This window comes from Psychrobacillus lasiicapitis (assembly GCF_006861795.1).
Lineage (GTDB): Bacteria > Bacillota > Bacilli > Bacillales_A > Planococcaceae > Psychrobacillus > Psychrobacillus lasiicapitis.
On the sequence record NZ_VDGH01000009.1, the window covers coordinates 18,865 to 40,164 of the forward strand.

The window sequence follows — 21,300 nt, forward strand, 5'->3', positions numbered from 1 at the left end:
TACTTTGGGGATGAGGGGGATTTTATGAAAACTTGGAAGAAGGTCACGTCAATCGCTTTTACAGCTGTTTTAGCAGTAGGGTTAGCGGCTTGTTCGTCAAGTGAAAAAGGAAGCGAAAGTAAAGTTGAAGGAGCTAGTGCATCGGATTATCCGAAAAATAATATTACGATTGTAGCTCCATCAGGTGCTGGAGGCGGATGGGATTTAACTGCTCGATCAATCGCTAAAACGATGAATGATACAAAGTTAATCGAAAAACCAATCGTCGTTGAAAATAAACCAGGGGGCGGCGGAGCAGTTTACATGGCAGAGTTTGCAACGAAAGAAGCGAAAAATGACTATGTACTGATGGTAAAGTCTCCACCAATTCTTATTAACAATGATAAAGCGGAAGGGAACAGCCCTTACGGTTACAAAGATACAACACCACTTGCGCAACTAACTCGTGACTACGGAGCGATTGTTGTGAAAAGTGATTCATCTTTCGAAACATTGCAAGATGTGCTAGATGCGATTAAAGCTGATCCAACAGCAGTAACACTTGCAGGTGGTTCTGCACCTGGTTCAATGGATCATCTTGTAGGAATCTTGCCTGCATTTGAAGCGGGAATTGATCCGAAAGCAGTGAAGTATGTGTCATATGATGGTGGTGGAGAAGCGGTTGCTGCATTATTAGGCGGTAATGCAGACGTTATCGCAACAGATGCATCTACGATCGCAACATATGCAAAATCTGGAGATGTACGCGTATTGGCAGTTAGCTCTTCTGAACGTTTAGAAGGAGAACTAGCAGATGTACCTACTTATAAAGAATCAGGTATCAATGCAGAGTTTACTATCTGGAGAGGTATTTTTGGACCGAAAGAAATGTCTGAAGGTGCAAAAAACTATTGGTCTGACAAACTAGCAGAAATGGTTGAAACAGACGAGTGGAAAGCAGAGTTAGAAAAGAATGGCTGGGCAAGCGAATACCGTAACTCAGCAGACTTTACTACTTATTTAGAAGAACAAGATAAAGTGATTTTAGAACTTTTAACAGCACTTGGTATGCAAAAATAATAGTATATAGGCGGCTGCAAAGTCGCCTTTTTAAGTTAGGAGCGATTAAAAATATGAATAAAAAATTCGATCGGTTTGCCGGTTTTGCCTTTTTGTTAGTCGGGATTTTGTTTCTTGTAGAGAGTCAAAAAATTTCTGACAGTGCATACGGCTCATCCGTCGGTCCAAAAATATTTCCGATGTGGCTTGGTATTATATTAATTGCTTTAAGTGCTCGTCTTTTATATGAAACATTTAAATACAAATCGGAAGAATCGAAGAAAGAGCGACTGCAATATAAAAAGTTCCTGATCATTTTTGTAAGTGCAGTGCTTTATGCCTTTTTCTTAGAGAAGATTGGATATGTCGTATCTACTTTTCTATTTTTACTAATTGCTTTTCAAACGGTGGAGCGCGGAAAAATGGTTTATTCCATTCTTATTTCAGCTGCTTTTTCATTTGGTGTCTATTATATGTTTTCGGAGCTTCTCGGCGGTTCATTGCCAGGATTTCCGTTGTTGTAGAGAGGAAGGAGTTAAGCTATGGATACATTACAATTTTTAGCAGACGGTTTTAGTGTCGCTTTTCAGTGGCAAAATTTATTGTTTGCTTTGGTCGGCGTTATCATTGGGACAGCAGTAGGAGTGTTACCGGGTATAGGTCCGATGAGCGGTGTTGCTCTCCTAATTCCTGTAACAGCAACGATTACTTCAGGTATGCCAACTAGTGCAGCTGCGGCGAGTTCAATTATTTTATTAGCAGGGGTTTATTATGGAGCGATGTACGGAGGATCAACTACTTCTATTTTATTGAACACACCAGGGGAATCCTCTTCCGTTGTAACGACATTAGATGGTTATCAAATGGCACAACAAGGTCGTGCAGGAGTGGCTTTGGCAATTTCGGCAATTGGATCATTTTGTGCTGGGATTGTAGCACTGATCGGCCTTGTTCTTTTAGCAGAACCGTTATCAAATGTTGCCGTAAAGTTTGGACCAGCGGAATACTTTTCTTTAATGTTATTAGGATTAGCAGCAGTTAGTGGGCTTGCAGGAAAGTCGATGACAAAAGCGTTGATCATGACTGTTTTAGGGCTAATGCTTGGAACAATTGGAATCGATGCTGTTTCTGGTATTGCTCGATTTACATACGATCAGCCTATTTTGTATTCCGGACTTGAATTTTTAACAGTTGCTGTAGGGTTATTTGCACTTGGAGAAGTATTTAAAACGATTTTAGAGAAAGATGAAGAGACGGGTGCAATTGCCAAAATTCATCGTATAATGCCAACTAAACAAGACCTGAAAGACAGTGCAATACCAATTACGCGTGGCTCTCTTCTTGGATTCTTTATAGGAGTTTTACCAGGAGCGGGTGCGACACTTGCCTCTTTCTTCTCGTATATGACAGAGAAAAAATTTAGTAAAAACCCAGAAACGTTTGGTAAAGGAAATATTGCAGGTGTAGCTGGTCCCGAGTCAGCAAATAATGCTGCTTCTGGTGGGGCAATGATTCCACTTTTAACTTTAGGAATTCCTGGATCAGGTACAACTGCAATATTAATGGGCGCACTAATCATGTACAATATTCAACCAGGTCCATTACTGTTTGACGAGCACCCAGAAGTTGCATGGGGACTAATCGCAAGTATGTTCATCGGAAACTTAATGTTACTTGTGTTGAATATGCCATTAGTTCGCGTCTTTGCAAAAATTATTGAAACACCTAAAAAGTATTTACTACCGATGATAGTCGCAATTTCCTTCTTTGGTGTGTACGCAGTCCAATACACAACATTTGATTTGTTTTTACTTTTAGGTTGCGGTGTTTTAGGTTATTTATTGTCTAAGAATGATTACCCAGTGGCTCCTTTAGTACTTGCCCTTGTATTAGGACCGATGATCGAAAATAATATGCGACGTGCATTAACCATTTCAAATGGAGACTTCAGCATTTTCTTTACGAAACCATTATCATTGGTGTTCATCGTAGCGGCAGCAGCGTGGTTGTTAGTTCCTTTACTGCTCAAGCTTAGAGGACGAAAAGTTATTATAAATGAAGAAGGTTAATAGAAATGCAGACTCAGGTAGAGAGTCTGCATTTTTTGTTAAACCTATGTAATAGTGTAACGTACCGCTTCTTTTCTCAAACACTAATTTTCATGATACGATTGGAGTATATAAAGTTTTGTAAGGGGGTAGATTCTGTGTTCATGGATAAGCTGAAGAATAGGTTAAATGAAAATCAGCCTCTGTTTATCGGAGAGGAGACAGCATTTCGTTCAGCTGTTATGATACCACTTGTTCAAGTAGATAATGAATGGCATGTTCTTTTTGAAGTACGATCACTAACGATGAGAAAACAACCAGGGGATATTAGTTTTCCGGGTGGTCGAATTGATGCAACAGATGCATCGCCAATGGAAGCAGCCATACGAGAAACCCATGAAGAACTAGGAATACATCCAGCATCCATCAGCGTATTGGGACAAATGAGTGCATATGTTTCATCTCCCTCTTTCGTTGTGTATCCGTTTGTAGCGACGGTTGACCAGCATCCAATACATTCCTTTAATAAGCAAGAGGTCGAAGAGGTATTCACGATACCGGTCGACTGGTTGTTGAACTATCAGCCTTATATGCATACAGTATCTGTTCAACCGATGCCCTTGACCGATTTTCCCTTTGAAAAGATTATGAATGGCGATAAATATCAATGGAGACCACGGGCGATCGAGGAGTGGTTTTATGATTTTGGAAAATATACAATATGGGGTTTGACCGCTAGAATATTAAAACATTTTGTAGAGACGATCAAATAAGTAATGTTGGAATTTTTATTAAAGTATCCGAATAGGCTGATATAACGAAGAGTGTACAAGAATTCAATTATTGCTGCTCTTACGATAAGGAGGCTAGTTGATGACAGTGTCGGAAGGAAAGTATGTGGAAGTAGACCCTGGTGTAGAATTATATGTGCAAGATGTAGGAAGTGGGGAACCAATCGTTTTCATCCCTGGCTTTACGTTTACAACGGAAGTTTTTACTCATCAAGTGGAGCATTTCTCGAAAACAAATCGAGTCATTGTTATCGATCCAAGAAGTCATGGGCGCTCATCGATTACGTTACAGGGAAATGATTATGTAACGCATGGTACCGATTTGGCAAAGGTACTCGATATATTACAACTAAAGAACGTAACACTGGCAGGCTGGTCATTCGGTTGCTTAACTATTTGGGAGTATTTAAAACAACACGGCTATGACAATGTAAACTCTCTTATTTTCATTGATATGTCACCAAAGGCATTGTCGACAAACGGTGTAGAAGATTGGGTGGAAGGTCCTCTAGATGATATTGGAGCAATTTATAACACGTACTTACGCGATCCGGCAGGTCAACGAGAATTTATCAAGGCATATACAACAAGTGTCATGGTGCAGCGTGATGTAATGGAAGAGGAGTTAAATTGGTTAGTGGAGCAATCTTTAAAAACTCCTCATTATATTGCTGCGAATTTATTTGCATCTGGTATGTTCTCTGATTATCGAGAACAAGCGAGAGAAGCTAGTGAAACAGTACCGACATTAACGATTGTGGCGAACCATTGGGCAGATAAAGCAATTGCTTTTACACAAAAGATCTCTCCTCAGTCGAGTATAGAAGTACTTGGTGGACACCTTATGTTCTGGGAACATAGTAAGGAATTTAACAAGTTCGTAAATCAGTTCTTAGAAGGCTGACCTTTGACGGAAATAATTAAAGAAATGCAGACTCTCTATTAGGTGAGGGGCTGTATTTTTTTATGCTGTAGAGGAAGTTATAAAAAGTTAGAAATATGGCATGTGTACCAATATAAAACCTATCTAAGGATACTGCGTGTTAATAGCACTAAGATATTCGCTTGCTAAATCTCTACTAGAGGTATCCAGCAAATGGCTATGGGCGACCAACCAGTAATGGAAAGCAACTAAATTAGCGCGAGAGCAACCAAATCACTATAAAAGCAACTAATTCTTAAAATAACAAGTTTAAGGTTTGTGACTCGTTTTGCTACGGATTGGCTTTCACTGATGTTCCCACATGCTATATCGGATAGTCATAGGTTTTGCTCTACAATGATTATTTATAAGCGCTCATTGTGTTGACTTAAGAGTAAAAGAAACACAAAATAAGATTAAAGACTAAACGAGGAGGCAATACGATGAAGAAGCTATTATTAACAGGATTTGAACCGTTTTTATCTTTTACAGTTAACCCTACCATGCGTATAGTAGAGGAACTCAATGGCCTGGAAATTGGAGGCTATCAAGTGTTAAGTCGAGTACTACCAGTCGATTTTGCTGTATCTGGTGCTAAAATTTTAACACATATCGAAGATGTTAAGCCCGATGTGGTAATTTCATTAGGGTTAGCGGGGGGCAGATATAAAATCACTCCAGAACGAATCGCCATCAATGTGAAAGATGGAGCAGCCGACAATGAGGGGAATATTCCGGTAGATGAAACTATTAATATAGAAGGAGAGCCAGGCTACTTTTCCACATTACCTATTCGCCAAATGGTTAATAAACTAGTAGAAGAAGGGTTTCCTGCAGAAATATCCAATACGGCGGGAACTTATCTATGCAACAATGTTATGTATGAAGCGCTGCATTATGCCAAAACAGTGAATCCCAGTATGAAAGCAGGGTTTATCCATATTCCCGCATCTCATGAATTAGCGATTCAGCACGGGAAAATTCCTAGTTGGTCACATGCAGATTTGAAGAAGAGTGTAGAAATTTGTATTGGAGAATTAGTGTAAGCTGAGAGGAATAATCAGAATAGGTATTCTGGCATACCTGTTTCCTTTGAAAAAGGAAATTATTTTATAAAAGGCTAAGGGGGTAGAAAGATGTACCGTAAAGAATTATTTGTATTCCAAGAAGGAAGGCCCATTCGAGCAATTGTAAGAAACTATAAAAAAGAAGATTTTAAAGACTTGATCGCCATTCAGCAAGAATGTTTTCCACCCCCTTTTCCATCTGAATTGTGGTGGAGTGAGGAGCAACTTACAAACCATGTAAAGCTTTATCCAGAAGGTGCATTATGCGTAGAGATAAATGGTGAGCTTGTTGGTTCCATTACTGGATTATTAGTTCCTTTTGATCCAGAAAACCCAATACATACTTGGGAGGAAGTAACAGATCATGGGTACATTAGAAATCACGATCCTAAAGAAAAAACATTGTATATTGTTGATATCTCTGTCAAACCTGCATTTCGCAAGCTCGACTTAGGAAAGCTATTGATGCAAGCTGTATATGAGCGGGTAGTTCACGATGATTTGGACCGGGTGCTTGGAGGAGGAAGGATGCCAGGATATCACCATTATGCGACGCAAATGACACCTCAACAGTATGTGGAAAATGTTCTAGTTGGTAATTTGAAAGATCCAGTAATTTCGTTTTTGCTCAGATGTGGACGTACTCCAGTTTGTGTTGTGCCAGATTATTTGGAGGATGAGGAGTCACATAATAATGCTTTGTTGATGGAATGGAAAAATCCTTTCAAATAACTGAATACTAGTTTTTCATGAAAGGTATAAGGAATTGAAACTTTTTACTACATCGAACAGTAAAGTAATTATCACTTGTTCGCAAATGGAAAGTAAAAAGGAGTTGAATGAGTATTTTTTTATTTAAAGCAATCATGTTAATTTTAGTTGTTGTTGCCATTATGACCGTCATGGAAATAGTTTTACGAAAAGTTTTTAATGTAGGGAAAAGAGAAAAGAATCGACCAAGATATGTAAACAACACGCATAAATGGGGCGAGATTTCTCTAATAGTTTTATTCGTTATAAGTTATATTGTGGTAATCAATTTAGAAGTTGGATGGAGTTATTTATGGATTGCGTTCTTTTTTACAATCCTTCAATTATTTCGTGCCTTTATGGAATGGAAATATGCGATTCAACGTGGTGAATATATCATCCATCTTTTTGGCGCGTTTGTTCTCCTTGTTTTCATTCTTATTGCATCATACACCGATTGGCTTAATCACTTATTTGGATTTTAAGTTTTTTATTTGATACTCTTTCGGTGAGACGCCGTATTTTTTCTTGAACTGCTGCAAGAAAGCCGACATGCTTTGATACCCAACCTGAAGTGCCACATTGGTTACACTTTGTGAAGGGTTACGTAGCAATTGTGCCGCTTGTTCCATGCGAATCGTTGCTACACGTTCCATTGGGGTTAATTGGAAAGCTCTTTGGTACATTCGGTTCAATTGAGACTCACTGACATTCGTTACTTCTGTTAACTGCTTCATTCGAATTGGTTGGTGATAATTTTGTAGTATATAGCTTTCTGCGTTTCGAATTGGATCGGGTAACAAATAGTGATCCAGGACATACGTGATTTTGGACAGCATATGTTCATTGGGAAAGATGTAAGCCATAATTTCTAGCAAGCCAAGATGAACAAAATAAGGCTGATTTTTGGAAATATGGACAAGGATCTTTTCAAGTAGACGATTGATCTCGACGGTCCATGGCTCTTGTAATATACAAACTCGATTTGGATTTTCGAGTAGTGACGGCGAAAATTGATTATGTTGCTGCAAAAGGTGAACAAATTGCTCTGTTATAGAGATGGATAGGGGAAAAAGAAGCGTACTGCTCATCTTTCCAATCTCAAAACGAACATTTACACCTTGGGGATAAAATACATATTCTCCGACTTTGAGCAGGCGAGATTCGTCTTCACCGATTTGATAAGTCAAACTTCCTTCTAGGACAAAAAGGATTTGGGGTTCTGAAGACTTGAACTCAGAGCTTGTTTTGTTTTGGTAATAAGAAAAAGAAATACTATCAAGCATAACATGATTCTCTTTTTTCAATACTTCAAGAATATGTTTCAATTCGGCACACCTACTTCCACTTTTGTCAGATCACATACGCCTCGGTGTATTTGTGCCCAGATTTTTATCGAGCTTGAGGCCTACATGAGGTAGGTCATGCAGTCGTTGCGACAGGATGTCGTGAACTTAGACTGCCTTCCTTCAATCGTCTAAAGAATCTGTGGCATTCGCAGGAGGCTTTAACTTTATTCAGCAGGGCTTGTGTCCCCTACTAAATTGTATACAACCTTTGCATTCAGCTCAACACTAATTGAAAGGGGGAAATATCGCTAAATCAAGTTAAAACAAATATAACGGAAAACGCCCCTCTATATCAATAGAGAGGCGTTTATCAATAGATGAATTATAAAGGATATAGTTCGATTTCGTCTTTTGTTTCCAATTCTGCAATCATCGTGTGCCATGCTTCCGGTTTATGGGATAGAATCGCATAATATGATTTCAAAAAATCAGCGATAAAGCGAGCATCTAATGTGTGTACATCTTGATATGGTAAGAAGCAGAAATCTAAATCTGTTACGGCATCGCCTTCATTTGTCCAAGATGGATGCACGTAGGAGAAATTCAATCGTTTGAAGCCAAGATGAGCCAATACTTCACGACGTACAAATGGGTTCATGGCCTTAATTCCACCAAATGCATGATCTCCGATTCGGTAAGGGTCATAAATCTCGGCAAACACTCCGATCAACTCGACATTATGCTCTTTAGAAAGCTGCAATAAATCTTCATGTCGTTTCTTTGCAAGGAACGGTCCGACTCCAATGCCTTCCTTTCCAATCATTGTAAAGTCCGTCATGGATAATTTTTTGTCTGCATAGAAGCGATATTCTGTCGCACCTACAACTTCACCATCTTCCACTGCCACAAACATACGAATAGTAGGATCGAGTAAAGGTTCTTTCCATAATTCATATTCTAGTACTTCTTCAGCAGGAAACACCTCTTGCATCAATCGATGCATTTTCGGAAACAATGGATCTTCTATATTTTTTATTTGAACGTATTCCATTACACTCACTCCCCTTAATTAATTTCTAAAGTCTTTTGCAAGATCATTTCCTTTGTCATGGATGTTTCAACTGTCATTGAACCTAGGTCAGGATATAAATCGAATCGACGGTCCCTCCATGTCGTGACAGAGCCGTGTTCCCGCACCTCATACAATAGTGACAAGTCAAGATCAGCTGAAATGACCATATCGTTATTAATTTCACCTTTTACCAGAATGCCATCTTGCGGGAAAGGCACATCATTTGGAGTAATTACCGCTGCTTGCCCAAAGTTTCCGCGCATAAAGTCTACCGTTGGAAGTGATCCCACGGTTCCAGTTGTCACCACATACACTTGGTTTTCAATTGTGCGTGCGTGGCTTGTGTAACGAACACGGTTGAAGCCGTGGCGGTCGTCGGTACAAGAAGGAGAGAAGATAACGTCAGCACCCATACCACGAACCATTCGTACTACTTCCGGAAATTCAATATCGTAACATGTTAAGAGTGCTATTTTTCCTTTTGGTGTTTCAAAAATTCGAAGAGACTCGCCCGGCGAAATTCCCCATTCAGAGATCTCAGTCGGCGTTAAATGAAGCTTCGCTTGTTCACCGATATGCCCATCAGGTGAAAATAAGTGCGCAACATTGTATAAACGCTCCTCTTTGCGAATGACGTGAGTCCCGCCAATAATATAAACCCCGTGCTCCACAGCTAGGGATGAAAAAAGTCGATAATAGTATTCCGTGTAATTCGGCAGGTTTTGGATTGGTTGACCTTGACCATTATCCGAAATGGAAAGTAATTGTGTCGTTATAAATTCTGGAAACAAAATAAAATCAGTATTGAACTCAGCAGCTGTTTTCACATAATGTGTCACCTGTGCCTCGAATTCCTCCCAATTATTAATTGTATGAAGATGATATTGTACAGCAGATACACGTAATTTCATCTGTATACCCCCTTGAAAATAGTATCTATTAATAAAATAATAGATGAATCATATCATACAAATTGAAATAAACCATACGAAATTCATTCAAAAAATGATGTGATTCTTGCATCTTCAAATTACTCATGATTTCTACAAATATCCCAGTGTTTTCGATTACACTGTTGTGGTTTTTTTGGCGGGGAAGAGGGGCAGAGAAATTCCCTGCTCCTCTTTATGGCTACTACAGCAGACCAGATGATTTTAAGACATTATTTTTATACATTTCTTTGACGGCTACAGGCATTTCTTTCGTAGATTTCCATTCCGCCTGTTCTTTTTCAAAAGTCATTTCCAAGTCCTCGGGGAATTTCATTTCATATAGATCGTCTATACTCTTCACTCTTAGGGCTGCCATTAGAGCAAAGAGCTGAACCTTATTTATACTAATCCCTTTGCCATTAACAAGCTCTGAGATTGTTCCGACCCGCATGCCAGTCATTTGCGCCAAATCCTTTTGCGTGATTCCTCTTTCTTTTAATAGATCATCTATCTTAATAGCAAAGTAAGCCTCACCTAGTAATCCTGCAGTATCCATTACTATATTATTCATCAGACTATGTCCAGACTGTAACAAATCTTGAACCTTCATTTTTTTCATGATAATGATCTCCTTTGAATTGTTTCCGCAAATATAATACATAGTAAAAGTATGGACTACAATTTGCCAATTAACTCAAAATGCATCAAAAAGATTAAAAATCGCAATAAAATATTCGAAACAGGCTAGAAGATGGCGTATGATAAAAGAAAAAGAACGGGTGACATATGAAAGCGTACATACTAAAACTAACATTTGAATACCTGGGGCCATCAGTCTGGAGACGAGTGATATTACCTGCTGGGGCGACGTTTAACTGGTTGCATGAAACCATTCAATACGTGACCAATATTAAAAGTAAAGTATCTCCGTACCATTTCTATGGAATAGGGATAGATGATATTTTCATTACATGGGTGCCTATTCATGAAGGAAAATATTATGTGGAGGAATATAAATGTACGATCCAACCATTTTTGAAAATTTAAAAGTAGCATTTGAAAATCATGTGTATGATTTAGATAATATCGATCACCAGATACATATTACGAATCGTACAGATCGGATGGATTTTTCCGTTCTTGCTAGGGAATTTGCCATTCAATTTACACTAGTTGCCAAACAAGAAGTTATAGCAGAAATTATATTAAAGGCTTCCTTAGAGGATTTAGCAGGGGAGATACTAGAAACACCTGGTAAGCAGCTAGGCTGTTCTTTATTATTACGATTTTACAAGCAAGTTCAACATATAGAGCTACAATGTAGTAAAATCGAACAAGCATTAAACGAGATTTGGGAAGATGAGATCGAGTTAACGCAAACAGTAAGCCACATATATAAAAAGGAAGCTCCTGATTATCTGGACACAATAGAGGTAGATTTTATCCACAAAATAAATGAAGAGAATATGAGCGAGATTGCGGATTTTCTTGATCATGTGTTAGAAACGTTGGAAGCATTGCATGGTATTTAGAAGGGAAGATATGGATCGGTTAAAAAACGCCTCCTTATTGCGAGAGAACTTGCCATCTTTCAAGCAAAGTATGATATGGTAAACTATCTACAAAGACTATTTTAGAAGGTGAACACCATGCTTGAAGTAAGCGATAGTAAATTAACACAGTATGTCGTGCATTATATGGGCGATGAGTTAGTGCTCGGACAGGATGCATTTCCGCAGCCAGAGGTTATGCTAGAAGCGGCCTTTACACAGCTTTCGTTCCATAAACTCGACCTTGACCAACAATATACATTTTTTCATGAAACGAATATTGGTTTAAATGAAGTATATACATATGTGAAGAGTATTTTTGATAATACAACTAGTTTCCTCGAACAGTCACAGAATATGGCGAAGCACTTACACAGCGTGTCTCAGCATCCAAATATTAAAAAGGGTGAATTATTCACCGGCTTCTTTGAAAATTGTTTATTCCAAGATGAAGTCAGGCAAGCGATTGCTATTGTGAAAATAGAAGAAAAAGAAATGTTTCTAGATGTGAAAAGTGATCAAAACAATGTGATTGTGAATGGGATTGATGGCATTAATGTAAAGAAAGCTAATAATATGTGCATCATTATCGATATGGGCCAAGACGAAGAACCAGCCGTATTTTTGAAAACAAAAAGAAAAGAAGATGTTGTGTACTGGCAGGAGCGCTTCTTAAAGCTTAAAGTGGCGGATGAAAGCTATCATAAAACGAATCTAGCATTAACAGAATGTAAAAAGTATATTTTAAAAGAAGATACGTTCACGAATACCGATAAACTGGGCTTTTTGAACAAAACGCTTGAATATTTTCGAAATGAAGAAGAATTTCAAGTGGAAGACTATATTGAAACAGTATTTGAACAAGCAAATGAAGTTCAAAAAGACGTCCTGATCAATACAGTAAAGCCATACGAAACAGAAATTTCGGAGAGCGCCATTGTGAAGGCAGAGAAAAATTATAAACGAAAAATAAAATTAGATGACAATATCGAAATTCAAGTAAATGTACGGGATATAGAGAAAGTGAATGAGCTGATCGAAGTCGGTTATGACGAAGTGACGAACCGTAAGTTTTATAAAATTTATTTCGAGGAAGAAGTATAGAAACCTCCGAAAAGGTCCCGCCTCTCTTAGAAGAGTAGCGGGACCTTTTGGATGGGTAGATGGGATAGGCTGTAGTCTTATTCCCCCTCAATCAATGTTAAATCGACAACAAAACGACTTTCCGGCAAATAGGTAACGGATATCTTTTTACCTTTATAGAATTCTTCATATACTTCTTCTGTAATTGCCCTATTTTCCAGTGTGAAGGATTTCCCTTCCAAATCAAATTGCCATATATACTCATTGGGATCATGCTTTGGTGAACGAAAAGTAACATTTTTGGCAACACCTACAACGTTTTCAAAATTCCCTTTCGCGTATAGATCTTTGTCTTGATAGAGTGAAAAAGCAGTAAAAAAGGAGGATAGCACCACAAACGTAAATAGTAGTGCTAAAAAGGAACCGAACAATTTTTGAAAAATATTGCCGAGAAAGCTTTTTGCTCTATTGGCTATTAGTGCAACGGTTCCAAAGAGTACGATAAGTCCGAAAAAGCCTATAGTTAGTTTTATGAGGATTTGCTGCCATAAGAAATCTTTAATAATCATAGAAAGGATCAGTGAAATAAGAAACAAAGGGATATCTATCACTAAAAAATATCCAAAAAAGATTTCTATTGCTTCTTGCCGTTTACTGTCTTTCTTTTTGTATTTCTTCAAACTCCCACTTCCAGACTGAAATAATATTCGTTTTAGAATTTTAAATGAACAGAGCAAAAGGACAAGATAAGTGAATGAGTCTCCTATCTTGTCCTTGTTATTATTTTTTCACTTCATAATGCAGCTCTGCAAATTGATTAAACCGATTGACGCTCTTTAAGGTAAGCTCTGTTTCAAAATTGGTTTCTTTGAACAAAGGAATTCCTTTTCCAATTAATACTGGAGATACGGTAATAATCAGCTCATCTACTAACTTTTCTTTGATAAACGAGTGGATGAGGTCTCCGCCACCCATAACCCAAATATTTTTGCCTTCTTTGTTTTTCAATTGATTTGTAAATTCTACCACGTCTCCACTGAAGAAGTGGACGTGTTCATTATCCTGACTTGCGGTTCTGGAGAAAACATAGCATTCCTTGCCTTCATAGGGGAAGCTTTCTAATTCCTGTTCTAGCAGCCAGTCGTACGTGCGTCTTCCCATAATTACCGTATCCACTGTGTCGTAGAAGTCGGAATATCCATTATCTCCTTCGCCTTCGACCTTAAACAACCACTCCAAAGAGTCGTCTTCCGTCGCGATATACCCATCTAAGCTTGTCGCAATAAACAATACGGCTTTTCTTTGGTTCGTCATATGTACCTCCATATAGTTAGTTTCTAAAGATCCGAGTATTAAACAGGTCGTACATAAGATAAGAGAATATCTTTTAATAGTCGTTGCTGAATACGCGGATCTATGTCTTCCTCTAAAAAAGAAATAGGTGCTTTCAAGACGACATTATTTACGAAAGTACCAAATGTATTAATGATTGTTATGATTGTTTCTTTGATGGCTAGATCCGTTCGAATGGATCCATCTGTTTTTCCATCTTCGATAATCGGGTTAAGGCTATTACTTATTTGTTTCTGAATCTCGATATAGTCATCAATGTCTGGTAATGGCTCTTTTGTAAAAGAAGCATAGCTTTCAAAAGCTTCCCGAAATTTGGAGGAATTACCTTGTGAAGAGTGTTGATCTTCTTCGAGCAAGTAATTTAACACATCTTCCAATCGTTCATACGCCGTCTTAGGCGAAGCAGCAATCTGTTCAAAAGCCGGAAGTATTCTTTCCAAATTTTGGATAGCGACTGCAACAATTAGTTTATCTTTTTTGGGAAAATAACGAAAAACGGTGGCGATTCCAACTTCTGCTTCATTGGCTACATCCTGCATTTGGACGCTATCTAATCCACGCTCCAGAAACAATCCCTCAGCTACGGAAACGATATGTTGATAACGTGTGGATTTATTTTGTTCGCGAACACTTATTGGCATTGGATAACCTCCTTTATTTTTATTATACATCGTTTAAGTTTGCACCTGTCCATTTTTAGGAGTAAAATAAGTGATAGTTAGACTATCAAAATTTAATCATGAGGTGAAAAAAATGAGATTAGCAGGCAAAGTAGCAGTAATTACAGGAGCAGGAAGCGGAATGGGAGAAGCTGAAGCCCATTTATTTGCAAGAGAAGGAGCTAAGGTTGTCGTAACAGACATCAATTTTGAAGCAACTGAAGCAGTAGTTGCAAAAATCAAAGAAGCTGGCGGAGAAGCGATTGCCATCAAACATAATGTTGCATCAAAAGAAGACTGGGAAAACGTTTATAACCAAACAATTGAAGCGTTCGGTAAACTCGACATTCTAGTAAACAATGCAGGAATATCATTGGCTAAGGGATTCATGGAGCAAACAGAAGAGGACTGGGCACGAACATATGCCATTAACATCAACGGTACGATGTTCGGAATGCAGCTAGCAATTCCACTTATGGAGAAAAATGAAGGTGGTTCAATTGTGAACATTGCTTCGATCTCTGCCTTAACCGGGATGGCCGGAGCAGGAGCTTACACAGCTTCAAAAGGAGCAGTACGTTCCATAACAAAAGCAGCAGCTGTTGACTACGGCAAGAAGAACATCCGTGTGAACGCTGTATATCCTGGCTATATTGTCACACCAATGAGCGCACCACATATGGAAAGCCCGCAATATAAAGACTATTTCTTATCCCAAGTTGCTCTACCGAACCTTGGTAAAGCAGAAGAAGTGGCAACAGCGGTATTGTTTTTAGCATCAGACGAAGCGAGCCATATTACAGGTATCGAGTTACCGGTAGATGGTGGGGTTACAGCGAAATAAGCGAAAAGAGCTTCTGAAAGAAGAGGCTAATAGATTCATAATTAGGAGCTTGTGAAAGTGATGATGTCACCTTTGCAGGCTCTTATAATTTAAGTATATTTATGTGTCAGTGTAATATTGTTATTTTTCTCAAAAGCTTACTAAAAGTTTTACTATTAGTATTGTTAAGTATGAAAAGTAAAAGTTTTCTATACGTAATAAGCCGTAACCTATTCATCCTCAACCTCTATCAAATAAATTCCTTCCTCAAATCCACCTCGTTTTTCTTTCTTAGCAATGCGGATTCTCTCTAAATCTTCATAAGTTGCCTCATGAATAGAAAGGGCAGCATGGATTAACTCCAAAATATCGGCTAGTTCTTCAAGTGCATCTTGGTTGTTCTTCGTTTCTTGGAATTCCTGTACTTCTTCATATAGCTTTTTCTTTATTTCCGTTAAGTGTTCGGAAGGATCGAGTGTGCGGGTAGTGAATTTGCTACCTGATTTTTCGATGACTTGTGGTATTAGGTCGCGTACTAGTTTATTGTAAACTGGCATTGGGTATCCTCCCTTTTCTATTATTATAGAGAAAATTAGGATTATTTGAAAGGAGAGCTCTGTGCAAGCTGTTTGTTATATTTAATACAGAAAATATTGCATACCTTGTATAATGTAGGTACTAATCCAAAGGGGTGTTTTCATGCAGATCCAACGTGGGCAAAAAGTTAAATTAGAAAATGTAACGCAACTTGAATGTTTTGTACGATGGTCGACACCGAAAAAGCAATTGGAGCTCGATATTTCTTCTTTTTTATTGCAGGCCGGCAATCGCTGTGAGAAAGATGAACACTTTATCTTTTATGGACAACCAAGTAGTCCGGATAAATCAGTTAGCTATGCCAAACAAACAGCTTTAGATGGTTCGATTTTTGTTCAATTGAATGCAGTGCCAGAAACAGTTGAAAAAATAGCTATTTCCTTGTCTATTCATGAAGGGGACACACAAAATTTACGTTTTCAGGAAGTAGACAAATTAGAGCTTCTTCTAAGAGATGCTGTAACAGGAGCTACCCTATACACTTACTCTTTTGGTGATGATTTACGACAAGAGACGGCGATCGTTGTTGGTGAGCTGTATAGGCATCAAGGACAGTGGAAATTTAGTGTGATCGGGAGTGGATTTAACGGGGGATTGGAGGCATTATGCTTAAACTATGGTTTAGAGATAGAACAAGGAGCGAGTGATATACAAAGTGATCCTATTCCTCCTGTAGAGGCACCGATCGAAGAAAAACCAAAGCCAAACCTTCAGAAAATGAATATAAATCTGAAGAAAAAGGAATCTGTATCGATCGCTAAGTCCAATAAAATTGTGGCGACTTTAGAGTGGGCAAAAGCTAAAAAAGACTTAGATTTATATTGCTTTTATGTATTAAAGAATGGTAAAAGGGGGAAAGTTTACTATCGTTCGATGGGCAATGCTACTAGTGAGCCATATATTACGTTAGATGGAGACAGTAGGGCGGCGGGAAAAGAAACGATTGTGATTCATGATCCTTCCAAGCTAAAATATGTATTGTTTGCTTCTTATAGTGCAGTTAGCAATGGCTTTGGCAGTTTTAAGAGTATGAAGGCACAGGCTGTTGTGGACAATCAAATGGGTCAACGGATAACTAGCCCGTTATATGAGAAAAATCATTTTGCCTACTGGGTGGCGATTGCGCATATTGATTTTACAGATGCTAATAATATTAGTGTCAGTCATGTAGAGAGATATTCAAAATCTGGTTCCGAACGTTCTCCTGAGCTCTTTGCAGATGGCTTATTTGAGATGGACCGGGGAGTAATTGAATTTAAATAAAATTTTAATAAGTTAATAGAATGATAAAAGCTGATAGAATGGATGCTGTTTAAGGCATTTGTTCTGTCAGCTTTTTGTATTCGGTTCAACTAAAAAACAGCTTTGTTTTATTTATAAATGCATGGATGGCCGGTGAAACATAGCGGTTTTTCAAGTAAGTCAAATAGACAGTTCTATCCAGGGAAGGTGAATCGATGCACTTTTTTACAAGTGCATAATCTGGTAGAGCCTGTAGATAGTTTTCAGGAATTAGCGAGATGCCGATTCCTTCTCGAACTAAGCTTAAGGCTGTTTCAAAACGCTCAATCTCATATTTTATCGTAGGAATTACACCTTCCATTTCAAAGGCATTCAACACATCCTCTCTTGTTTGAAACCCTTCACTGCTTATAATAAAAGGCTCCCCTACTAGGTCCTTGAATGTAATGGTTGCATGATTCGTTAACGGATTGCTTTCATGAAGTACTAATACTAGTTTTTCATTATATAAAGGTATTGTTTCGATATCATCTTCTTGTATAAATTGGTTTGTGATGATGGCATGTGTCTTGTAATTCCGTAACGAATTTTTTACATCATTTCCACTGAGTACTTCGGTTAGTTTGATGCGCATATTCGGAAAATCATCATTGTATTGAAGAATCACCTTTGGAATCCAATGCTTTACCGATTCAATCATGCCAAGCTGAATTTCTCCACTTCCGATGTTCTTAACATCTTCCATCTCTTTTTTAACGCTCTCCATCTCCAATAAAAGACGGGCTGCCTTTTTATATAAAATAGTTCCAGCTTCCGTTAACTCGATATTTCTTGTATTACGGTCAAGAATTTGGAAACCTAATTCACTTTCTAAGCTTTTTACTGCATTACTTAGTGATGGCTGAGAAATATGCAGTTTTTCTGCTGCTTTAGAAAAGCTCCTATGGTCGACAATTGTCACAAAATAATTAAGTTGTTTTAAATCCATCTAGACCACCTCTATTGTTTATAGCTTCAAACTATATATTTATAGTAATTATATATTAGAATTTATAAATTAGTTAATTTATAATTGATAAAAATGTAAATTCTTCAATTTAAGAAAGGATGGATAGACTTGCTAAAAAAAGTGAAGAAGGATATTTGGTCGGGACGCACGGATCATCTGGAAGATAGAACAAGTTTCCGCTATCACCAAATCGTTGAGTTTGAAAAAATGGAAGCGCTTCAATCTGAAGGAGAGACTTGTGTAATTATAGGTTTTGAAAGTGAAGAAGGAGTTCGTAGAAACAAAGGGCAGCTAGGAGCGGCAAAAGCGCCTGATGCACTACGATCTGAATTGGCAAAGCTCCCATGTAGGTTTGCTGCTGAAAAACATCTTGCAGATATAGGGACAATTGAGTGCGTTGGAAATGACCTAGAAAAAGCTCAACAGCAGCTAGGGAAAGCAGTAAATAGTGTGTTGTGTAAAAAAATGGTTCCTATTATTCTTGGGGGCGGACATGAAACCGCTTACGGACATTATCTCGGGGTTCGAGAAAATATTGGGAAAGAAGCGAAGTTAGGAATTATCAATATAGATGCCCACTTCGATTTGCGACCATACGATGAACAAACCTCTTCGGGTACGATGTTCAGACAAATACTGGAACAAGATGAGAATAGTAATTATTTCGTGCTTGGTATCCAGCGTTACGGAAATACCCAAGAATTATTCAACAGGGCAGATGAACTAAATGTCCAATATATTTTAGAAGAGGATATGCAAGATGGTCAGATGGCCAAAGTGAAAACAGAGATAGAAAAGTTTATCCAAAAGCATGATTGGATCATGCTTACGCTATGTACGGACGTGCTAAATGCTGCGTTTGCACCTGGTGTAAGTGCTCCATCACCATTTGGCTTGGATCCCTCCATTGTTCGTACCATTATCAAAACGGTAGCTTCCCATGAAAAAGCATTGTCTTTTGATATTTCGGAAGTAAATCCAACTTTGGATGAAAATAACCGAACTGTAAAGCTTGGAGCATATTTGACAAATGAAGCAATTACATCATTTTTAGGAGGAAGAAAGTATGACGCTAGCACTTGATCAAACAACCACAATCTTTCTATCCATCGCACTATTGGTTCTAGGTACATACCTAGTGAAGAAGGTTGGATTCTTAAATAAGTTCTGTATACCCGCGCCAGTAGTAGGAGGATTATTATTTGCACTCCTCGCTACTATAGCCAAATCATTTGGTTTGTTTGAAATTACATTAGATACCTCTTTACAGGGATTGTTCATGCTTACCTTTTTTACTACGGTTGGCCTGGGCGCAAGTTTCAAGCTTGTAAAATTAGGGGGTAAGCTACTCGTCATTTATTGGCTAGCTTGTGGATTTTTAGCGCTTGCACAAAACACGATTGGTGTATCCATGGCGTATTTATTTGATCTTCATCCTTTAATAGGAATGATGGCTGGAGCCGTTTCCATGGAAGGTGGACATGGTGCAGCAACTGCCTTTGGACAAACTGTGGAAGATTTAGGTATTAATTCGGCACTATCTATTGGTGTAGCAGCTGCTACGTTTGGGCTTGTTGCAGGGGGACTTATTGGAGGGCCGGTTGTTAAATATTTAATAACAAAGTATGATTTGAAATCAACGGAAACAGAGGCAGTTACAGAGGTTGAGCTGGAAGAGGAAGGGAAAGCAATTACCACGAATAGCTTTTTCACTCAACTACTTCTTATAACTTTCTGTATGGCTCTGGGTACTTACTTAGGAGGTTTGTTCTCCTCTGCAACAGGATTTGTTCTTCCAGGGTACGTGGGGGCTATGTTCGTAGCAGTCATCGTGAGAAATATTGTGGATAAATTTAATCCTAAAACAGTAGATATGAAAAGTATCGGTTTAGTAAGTGACATTTCTTTAGGTATCTTCTTATCCATGGCACTAATGAGCATTAAGCTTTGGGAAATAGCGGATTTGGCGCTTCCATTAATCGCAATTGTTGTGGTCCAAGTAATTTTTATCGTTCTTTTCGGCATCTTTGTGCTGTTCCGTCTTTTAGGAAAAAATTACGATGCGGCTATAATGGTAGCTGGTTTTACTGGCCATGGTTTAGGTGCAACACCTAATGCAATGGCAAATATGGCTGCTGTAACAGAAAGATTCGGCCCATCGAAAAAAGCATATTTAGTAGTACCAATTGTCGGAGCATTCCTCATCGATGTGTTTGCAATGCCTATTATTATTACGACAATTAACTTATTCCAATAAATGATACAAAATCCCTTGTTCCGATTGTTGGACAAGGGATTTATTGTCGTCTCTTTTTAAAAAATTCCGTGTAAGCATAGCACTAGTAGTTAGGCAAATAAATCATCTTTCGAATAGTTATTAGTATAGTTAATAGACCCTATCTTAGACTCGAATGTTCCCTTATTCTTGGTCTGCAAATTGTGCAGGTTGAATAAAATGGTGGACAAATATAAAAAGCTGTTGTATACTTAGGACAATAATTAAATTGCTTACAGAAACAATGAATTCACATATTACAAAAAGTAATCGTGTTTGTTCGGTACTTTTTGTAATATGTGAATTTTTTTATTCAATATAATTTTTGGAGGTCATCTAAATGACACAAGGTACAGTAAAATGGTTTAACGCAGAAAAAGGTTTTGGATTTATCGAAGTTGAAGGCGGAAACGACGTATTCGCTCACTTCTCAGCTATCCAAGGCGAAGGTTTCAAATCACTTGACGAAGGTCAAAAAGTGGAATTTGATATCGAAGACGGTCAACGCGGACCACAAGCAGTAAACATCGTAAAACTTTAATTCTTAAGAATTAAATCAACAAAGAGACACTCTTTATGGGTGTCTCTTTTTGGTGCTTTAGAAAATGCTTACTTATTCAGTTTCGACCTGCTAAAAACAAAACTCTAAATGATTATTCATTGAAAGCAATCAAATCTACTTCGAAAGCAACTAAATTAGCGCGAGAGCAACCAAATAGATCATGAAAGCAACCTATTTCTTAAAATAACAAGTTTACTTGAAATGAGACGCGAATGATTGGGACGCTTTTGTCCATTTA

Annotated in this window: 25 protein-coding genes; 16 read left to right on the forward strand and 9 right to left on the reverse strand. The window is 38.1% G+C overall.

Features of this window, described 5'->3' with window-relative positions:
- Window positions 1-24 precede the first annotated feature (24 nt).
- From FG382_RS15120 to FG382_RS15155, 8 genes are all read left to right on the forward strand, one after another.
- On the forward strand, window positions 25-1,059 hold the full coding sequence (locus FG382_RS15120; RefSeq protein ID WP_142539729.1) for a Bug family tripartite tricarboxylate transporter substrate binding protein: 1,035 nt from the start codon (window positions 25-27) through the stop codon (window positions 1,057-1,059).
- A gap of 53 nt (window positions 1,060-1,112) precedes the next feature.
- Entirely contained in the window at window positions 1,113-1,562 is a 450-nt protein-coding gene (locus FG382_RS15125) for a tripartite tricarboxylate transporter TctB family protein (RefSeq protein WP_142539730.1), read from the forward strand.
- 18 nt (window positions 1,563-1,580) lie between these two features.
- On the forward strand, window positions 1,581-3,107 hold the full coding sequence (locus tag FG382_RS15130) for a tripartite tricarboxylate transporter permease (protein WP_142539731.1): 1,527 nt from the start codon (window positions 1,581-1,583) through the stop codon (window positions 3,105-3,107).
- Window positions 3,108-3,244: 137 nt separating this feature from the next.
- On the forward strand, window positions 3,245-3,859 hold the full coding sequence (locus FG382_RS15135) for an NUDIX hydrolase (RefSeq protein ID WP_142539732.1): 615 nt from the start codon (window positions 3,245-3,247) through the stop codon (window positions 3,857-3,859).
- Between the two features lie 100 nt (window positions 3,860-3,959).
- Window positions 3,960-4,781 (forward strand): alpha/beta fold hydrolase, encoded by an 822-nt coding sequence (locus FG382_RS15140; protein WP_142539733.1) that lies wholly within the window; start codon window positions 3,960-3,962, stop codon window positions 4,779-4,781.
- 461 nt (window positions 4,782-5,242) lie between these two features.
- On the forward strand, window positions 5,243-5,845 hold the full coding sequence (gene pcp / locus FG382_RS15145) for a pyroglutamyl-peptidase I (RefSeq protein ID WP_142539734.1): 603 nt from the start codon (window positions 5,243-5,245) through the stop codon (window positions 5,843-5,845).
- Between the two features lie 90 nt (window positions 5,846-5,935).
- The gene (locus FG382_RS15150; protein WP_142539735.1) at window positions 5,936-6,598 is read left to right on the forward strand and encodes a GNAT family N-acetyltransferase; all 663 of its coding nucleotides are present in this window, start codon (window positions 5,936-5,938) and stop codon (window positions 6,596-6,598) included.
- Window positions 6,599-6,705: 107 nt separating this feature from the next.
- Window positions 6,706-7,101, forward strand: coding sequence for a DUF4181 domain-containing protein (locus FG382_RS15155; protein WP_142539736.1), 396 nt, complete (start codon window positions 6,706-6,708; stop codon window positions 7,099-7,101).
- Here FG382_RS15155 and FG382_RS15160 read toward each other — a convergent pair.
- From FG382_RS15160 to FG382_RS15175, 4 genes are all read right to left on the reverse strand, one after another.
- On the reverse strand, window positions 7,087-7,944 hold the full coding sequence (locus tag FG382_RS15160) for a helix-turn-helix transcriptional regulator (protein WP_142539737.1): 858 nt from the start codon (window positions 7,942-7,944) through the stop codon (window positions 7,087-7,089). The two genes, FG382_RS15155 and FG382_RS15160, sit on opposite strands and share 15 nt — an antisense overlap.
- 343 nt (window positions 7,945-8,287) lie before the next feature.
- A complete protein-coding gene (locus FG382_RS15165) occupies window positions 8,288-8,956 on the reverse strand; it encodes a GNAT family protein (protein WP_142539738.1) in 669 nt (222 codons plus the stop codon).
- Window positions 8,957-8,970: 14 nt separating this feature from the next.
- A complete protein-coding gene (locus tag FG382_RS15170) occupies window positions 8,971-9,888 on the reverse strand; it encodes a carbon-nitrogen hydrolase family protein (protein ID WP_142539739.1) in 918 nt (305 codons plus the stop codon).
- 223 nt (window positions 9,889-10,111) lie between these two features.
- A complete protein-coding gene (locus tag FG382_RS15175) occupies window positions 10,112-10,528 on the reverse strand; it encodes a helix-turn-helix domain-containing protein (protein WP_142539740.1) in 417 nt (138 codons plus the stop codon).
- Between the two features lie 167 nt (window positions 10,529-10,695).
- Here FG382_RS15175 and FG382_RS15180 point away from each other — a divergent pair, with 167 nt between their 5' ends.
- The 3 genes from FG382_RS15180 (at window position 10,696) to FG382_RS15190 (ending at window position 12,563) form a co-directional block, all read left to right on the forward strand.
- A complete protein-coding gene (locus FG382_RS15180; protein ID WP_142539741.1) occupies window positions 10,696-10,956 on the forward strand; it encodes an IS1096 element passenger TnpR family protein in 261 nt (86 codons plus the stop codon).
- Window positions 10,926-11,441 carry a hypothetical protein gene (locus FG382_RS15185; protein WP_142539742.1) on the forward strand — a complete coding sequence of 172 codons (516 nt, stop codon included), beginning with the start codon at window positions 10,926-10,928 and terminating at the stop codon, window positions 11,439-11,441. The genes FG382_RS15180 and FG382_RS15185 overlap by 31 nt, the downstream gene beginning before the upstream one ends.
- A 117-nt stretch (window positions 11,442-11,558) precedes the next feature.
- Window positions 11,559-12,563, forward strand: a complete 1,005-nt coding sequence (locus tag FG382_RS15190) for a nucleoid-associated protein (RefSeq protein ID WP_142539743.1) — start codon at window positions 11,559-11,561, stop codon at window positions 12,561-12,563.
- Between the two features lie 77 nt (window positions 12,564-12,640).
- Here FG382_RS15190 and FG382_RS15195 read toward each other — a convergent pair whose 3' ends face one another.
- The 3 genes from FG382_RS15195 to FG382_RS15205 form a co-directional block, all read right to left on the reverse strand.
- Window positions 12,641-13,222 carry a hypothetical protein gene (locus FG382_RS15195; RefSeq protein ID WP_142539744.1) on the reverse strand — a complete coding sequence of 194 codons (582 nt, stop codon included), beginning with the start codon at window positions 13,220-13,222 and terminating at the stop codon, window positions 12,641-12,643.
- Between the two features lie 100 nt (window positions 13,223-13,322).
- Window positions 13,323-13,856 carry a dihydrofolate reductase family protein gene (locus FG382_RS15200; RefSeq protein ID WP_142539745.1) on the reverse strand — a complete coding sequence of 178 codons (534 nt, stop codon included), beginning with the start codon at window positions 13,854-13,856 and terminating at the stop codon, window positions 13,323-13,325.
- A 38-nt stretch (window positions 13,857-13,894) separates the two neighbouring features.
- Entirely contained in the window at window positions 13,895-14,536 is a 642-nt protein-coding gene (locus tag FG382_RS15205; protein ID WP_229677423.1) for a TetR/AcrR family transcriptional regulator, read from the reverse strand.
- Window positions 14,537-14,648: 112 nt separating this feature from the next.
- On the opposite strand from FG382_RS15205, the gene FG382_RS15210 reads away from it, so the two are divergent.
- Window positions 14,649-15,398 carry an SDR family NAD(P)-dependent oxidoreductase gene (locus FG382_RS15210; RefSeq protein WP_142539932.1) on the forward strand — a complete coding sequence of 250 codons (750 nt, stop codon included), beginning with the start codon at window positions 14,649-14,651 and terminating at the stop codon, window positions 15,396-15,398.
- Between the two features lie 209 nt (window positions 15,399-15,607).
- Here FG382_RS15210 and FG382_RS15215 read toward each other — a convergent pair whose 3' ends face one another.
- Window positions 15,608-15,934 (reverse strand): nucleoside triphosphate pyrophosphohydrolase, encoded by a 327-nt coding sequence (locus FG382_RS15215; RefSeq protein ID WP_142539746.1) that lies wholly within the window; start codon window positions 15,932-15,934, stop codon window positions 15,608-15,610.
- Window positions 15,935-16,076: 142 nt separating this feature from the next.
- On the opposite strand from FG382_RS15215, the gene FG382_RS15220 reads away from it, so the two are divergent.
- Window positions 16,077-17,237, forward strand: a complete 1,161-nt coding sequence (locus FG382_RS15220; RefSeq protein ID WP_142539747.1) for a TerD family protein — start codon at window positions 16,077-16,079, stop codon at window positions 17,235-17,237.
- An 85-nt stretch (window positions 17,238-17,322) separates the two neighbouring features.
- Here FG382_RS15220 and FG382_RS15225 read toward each other — a convergent pair whose 3' ends face one another.
- Entirely contained in the window at window positions 17,323-18,204 is an 882-nt protein-coding gene (locus tag FG382_RS15225) for a LysR family transcriptional regulator (protein WP_142539748.1), read from the reverse strand.
- A gap of 129 nt (window positions 18,205-18,333) precedes the next feature.
- On the opposite strand from FG382_RS15225, the gene hutG reads away from it, so the two are divergent.
- The 3 genes from hutG (at window position 18,334) to FG382_RS15240 (ending at window position 21,041) form a co-directional block, all read left to right on the forward strand.
- A complete protein-coding gene (hutG, locus tag FG382_RS15230) occupies window positions 18,334-19,308 on the forward strand; it encodes a formimidoylglutamase (RefSeq protein WP_142539749.1) in 975 nt (324 codons plus the stop codon).
- A complete protein-coding gene (gltS, locus tag FG382_RS15235; RefSeq protein WP_142539750.1) occupies window positions 19,292-20,482 on the forward strand; it encodes a sodium/glutamate symporter in 1,191 nt (396 codons plus the stop codon). The genes hutG and gltS overlap by 17 nt, the downstream gene beginning before the upstream one ends.
- A gap of 358 nt (window positions 20,483-20,840) precedes the next feature.
- Complete coding sequence (locus FG382_RS15240; protein ID WP_142539751.1) at window positions 20,841-21,041, forward strand: cold-shock protein; 201 nt, start codon at window positions 20,841-20,843, stop codon at window positions 21,039-21,041.
- The last annotated feature ends 259 nt before the right edge of the window (window positions 21,042-21,300 follow it).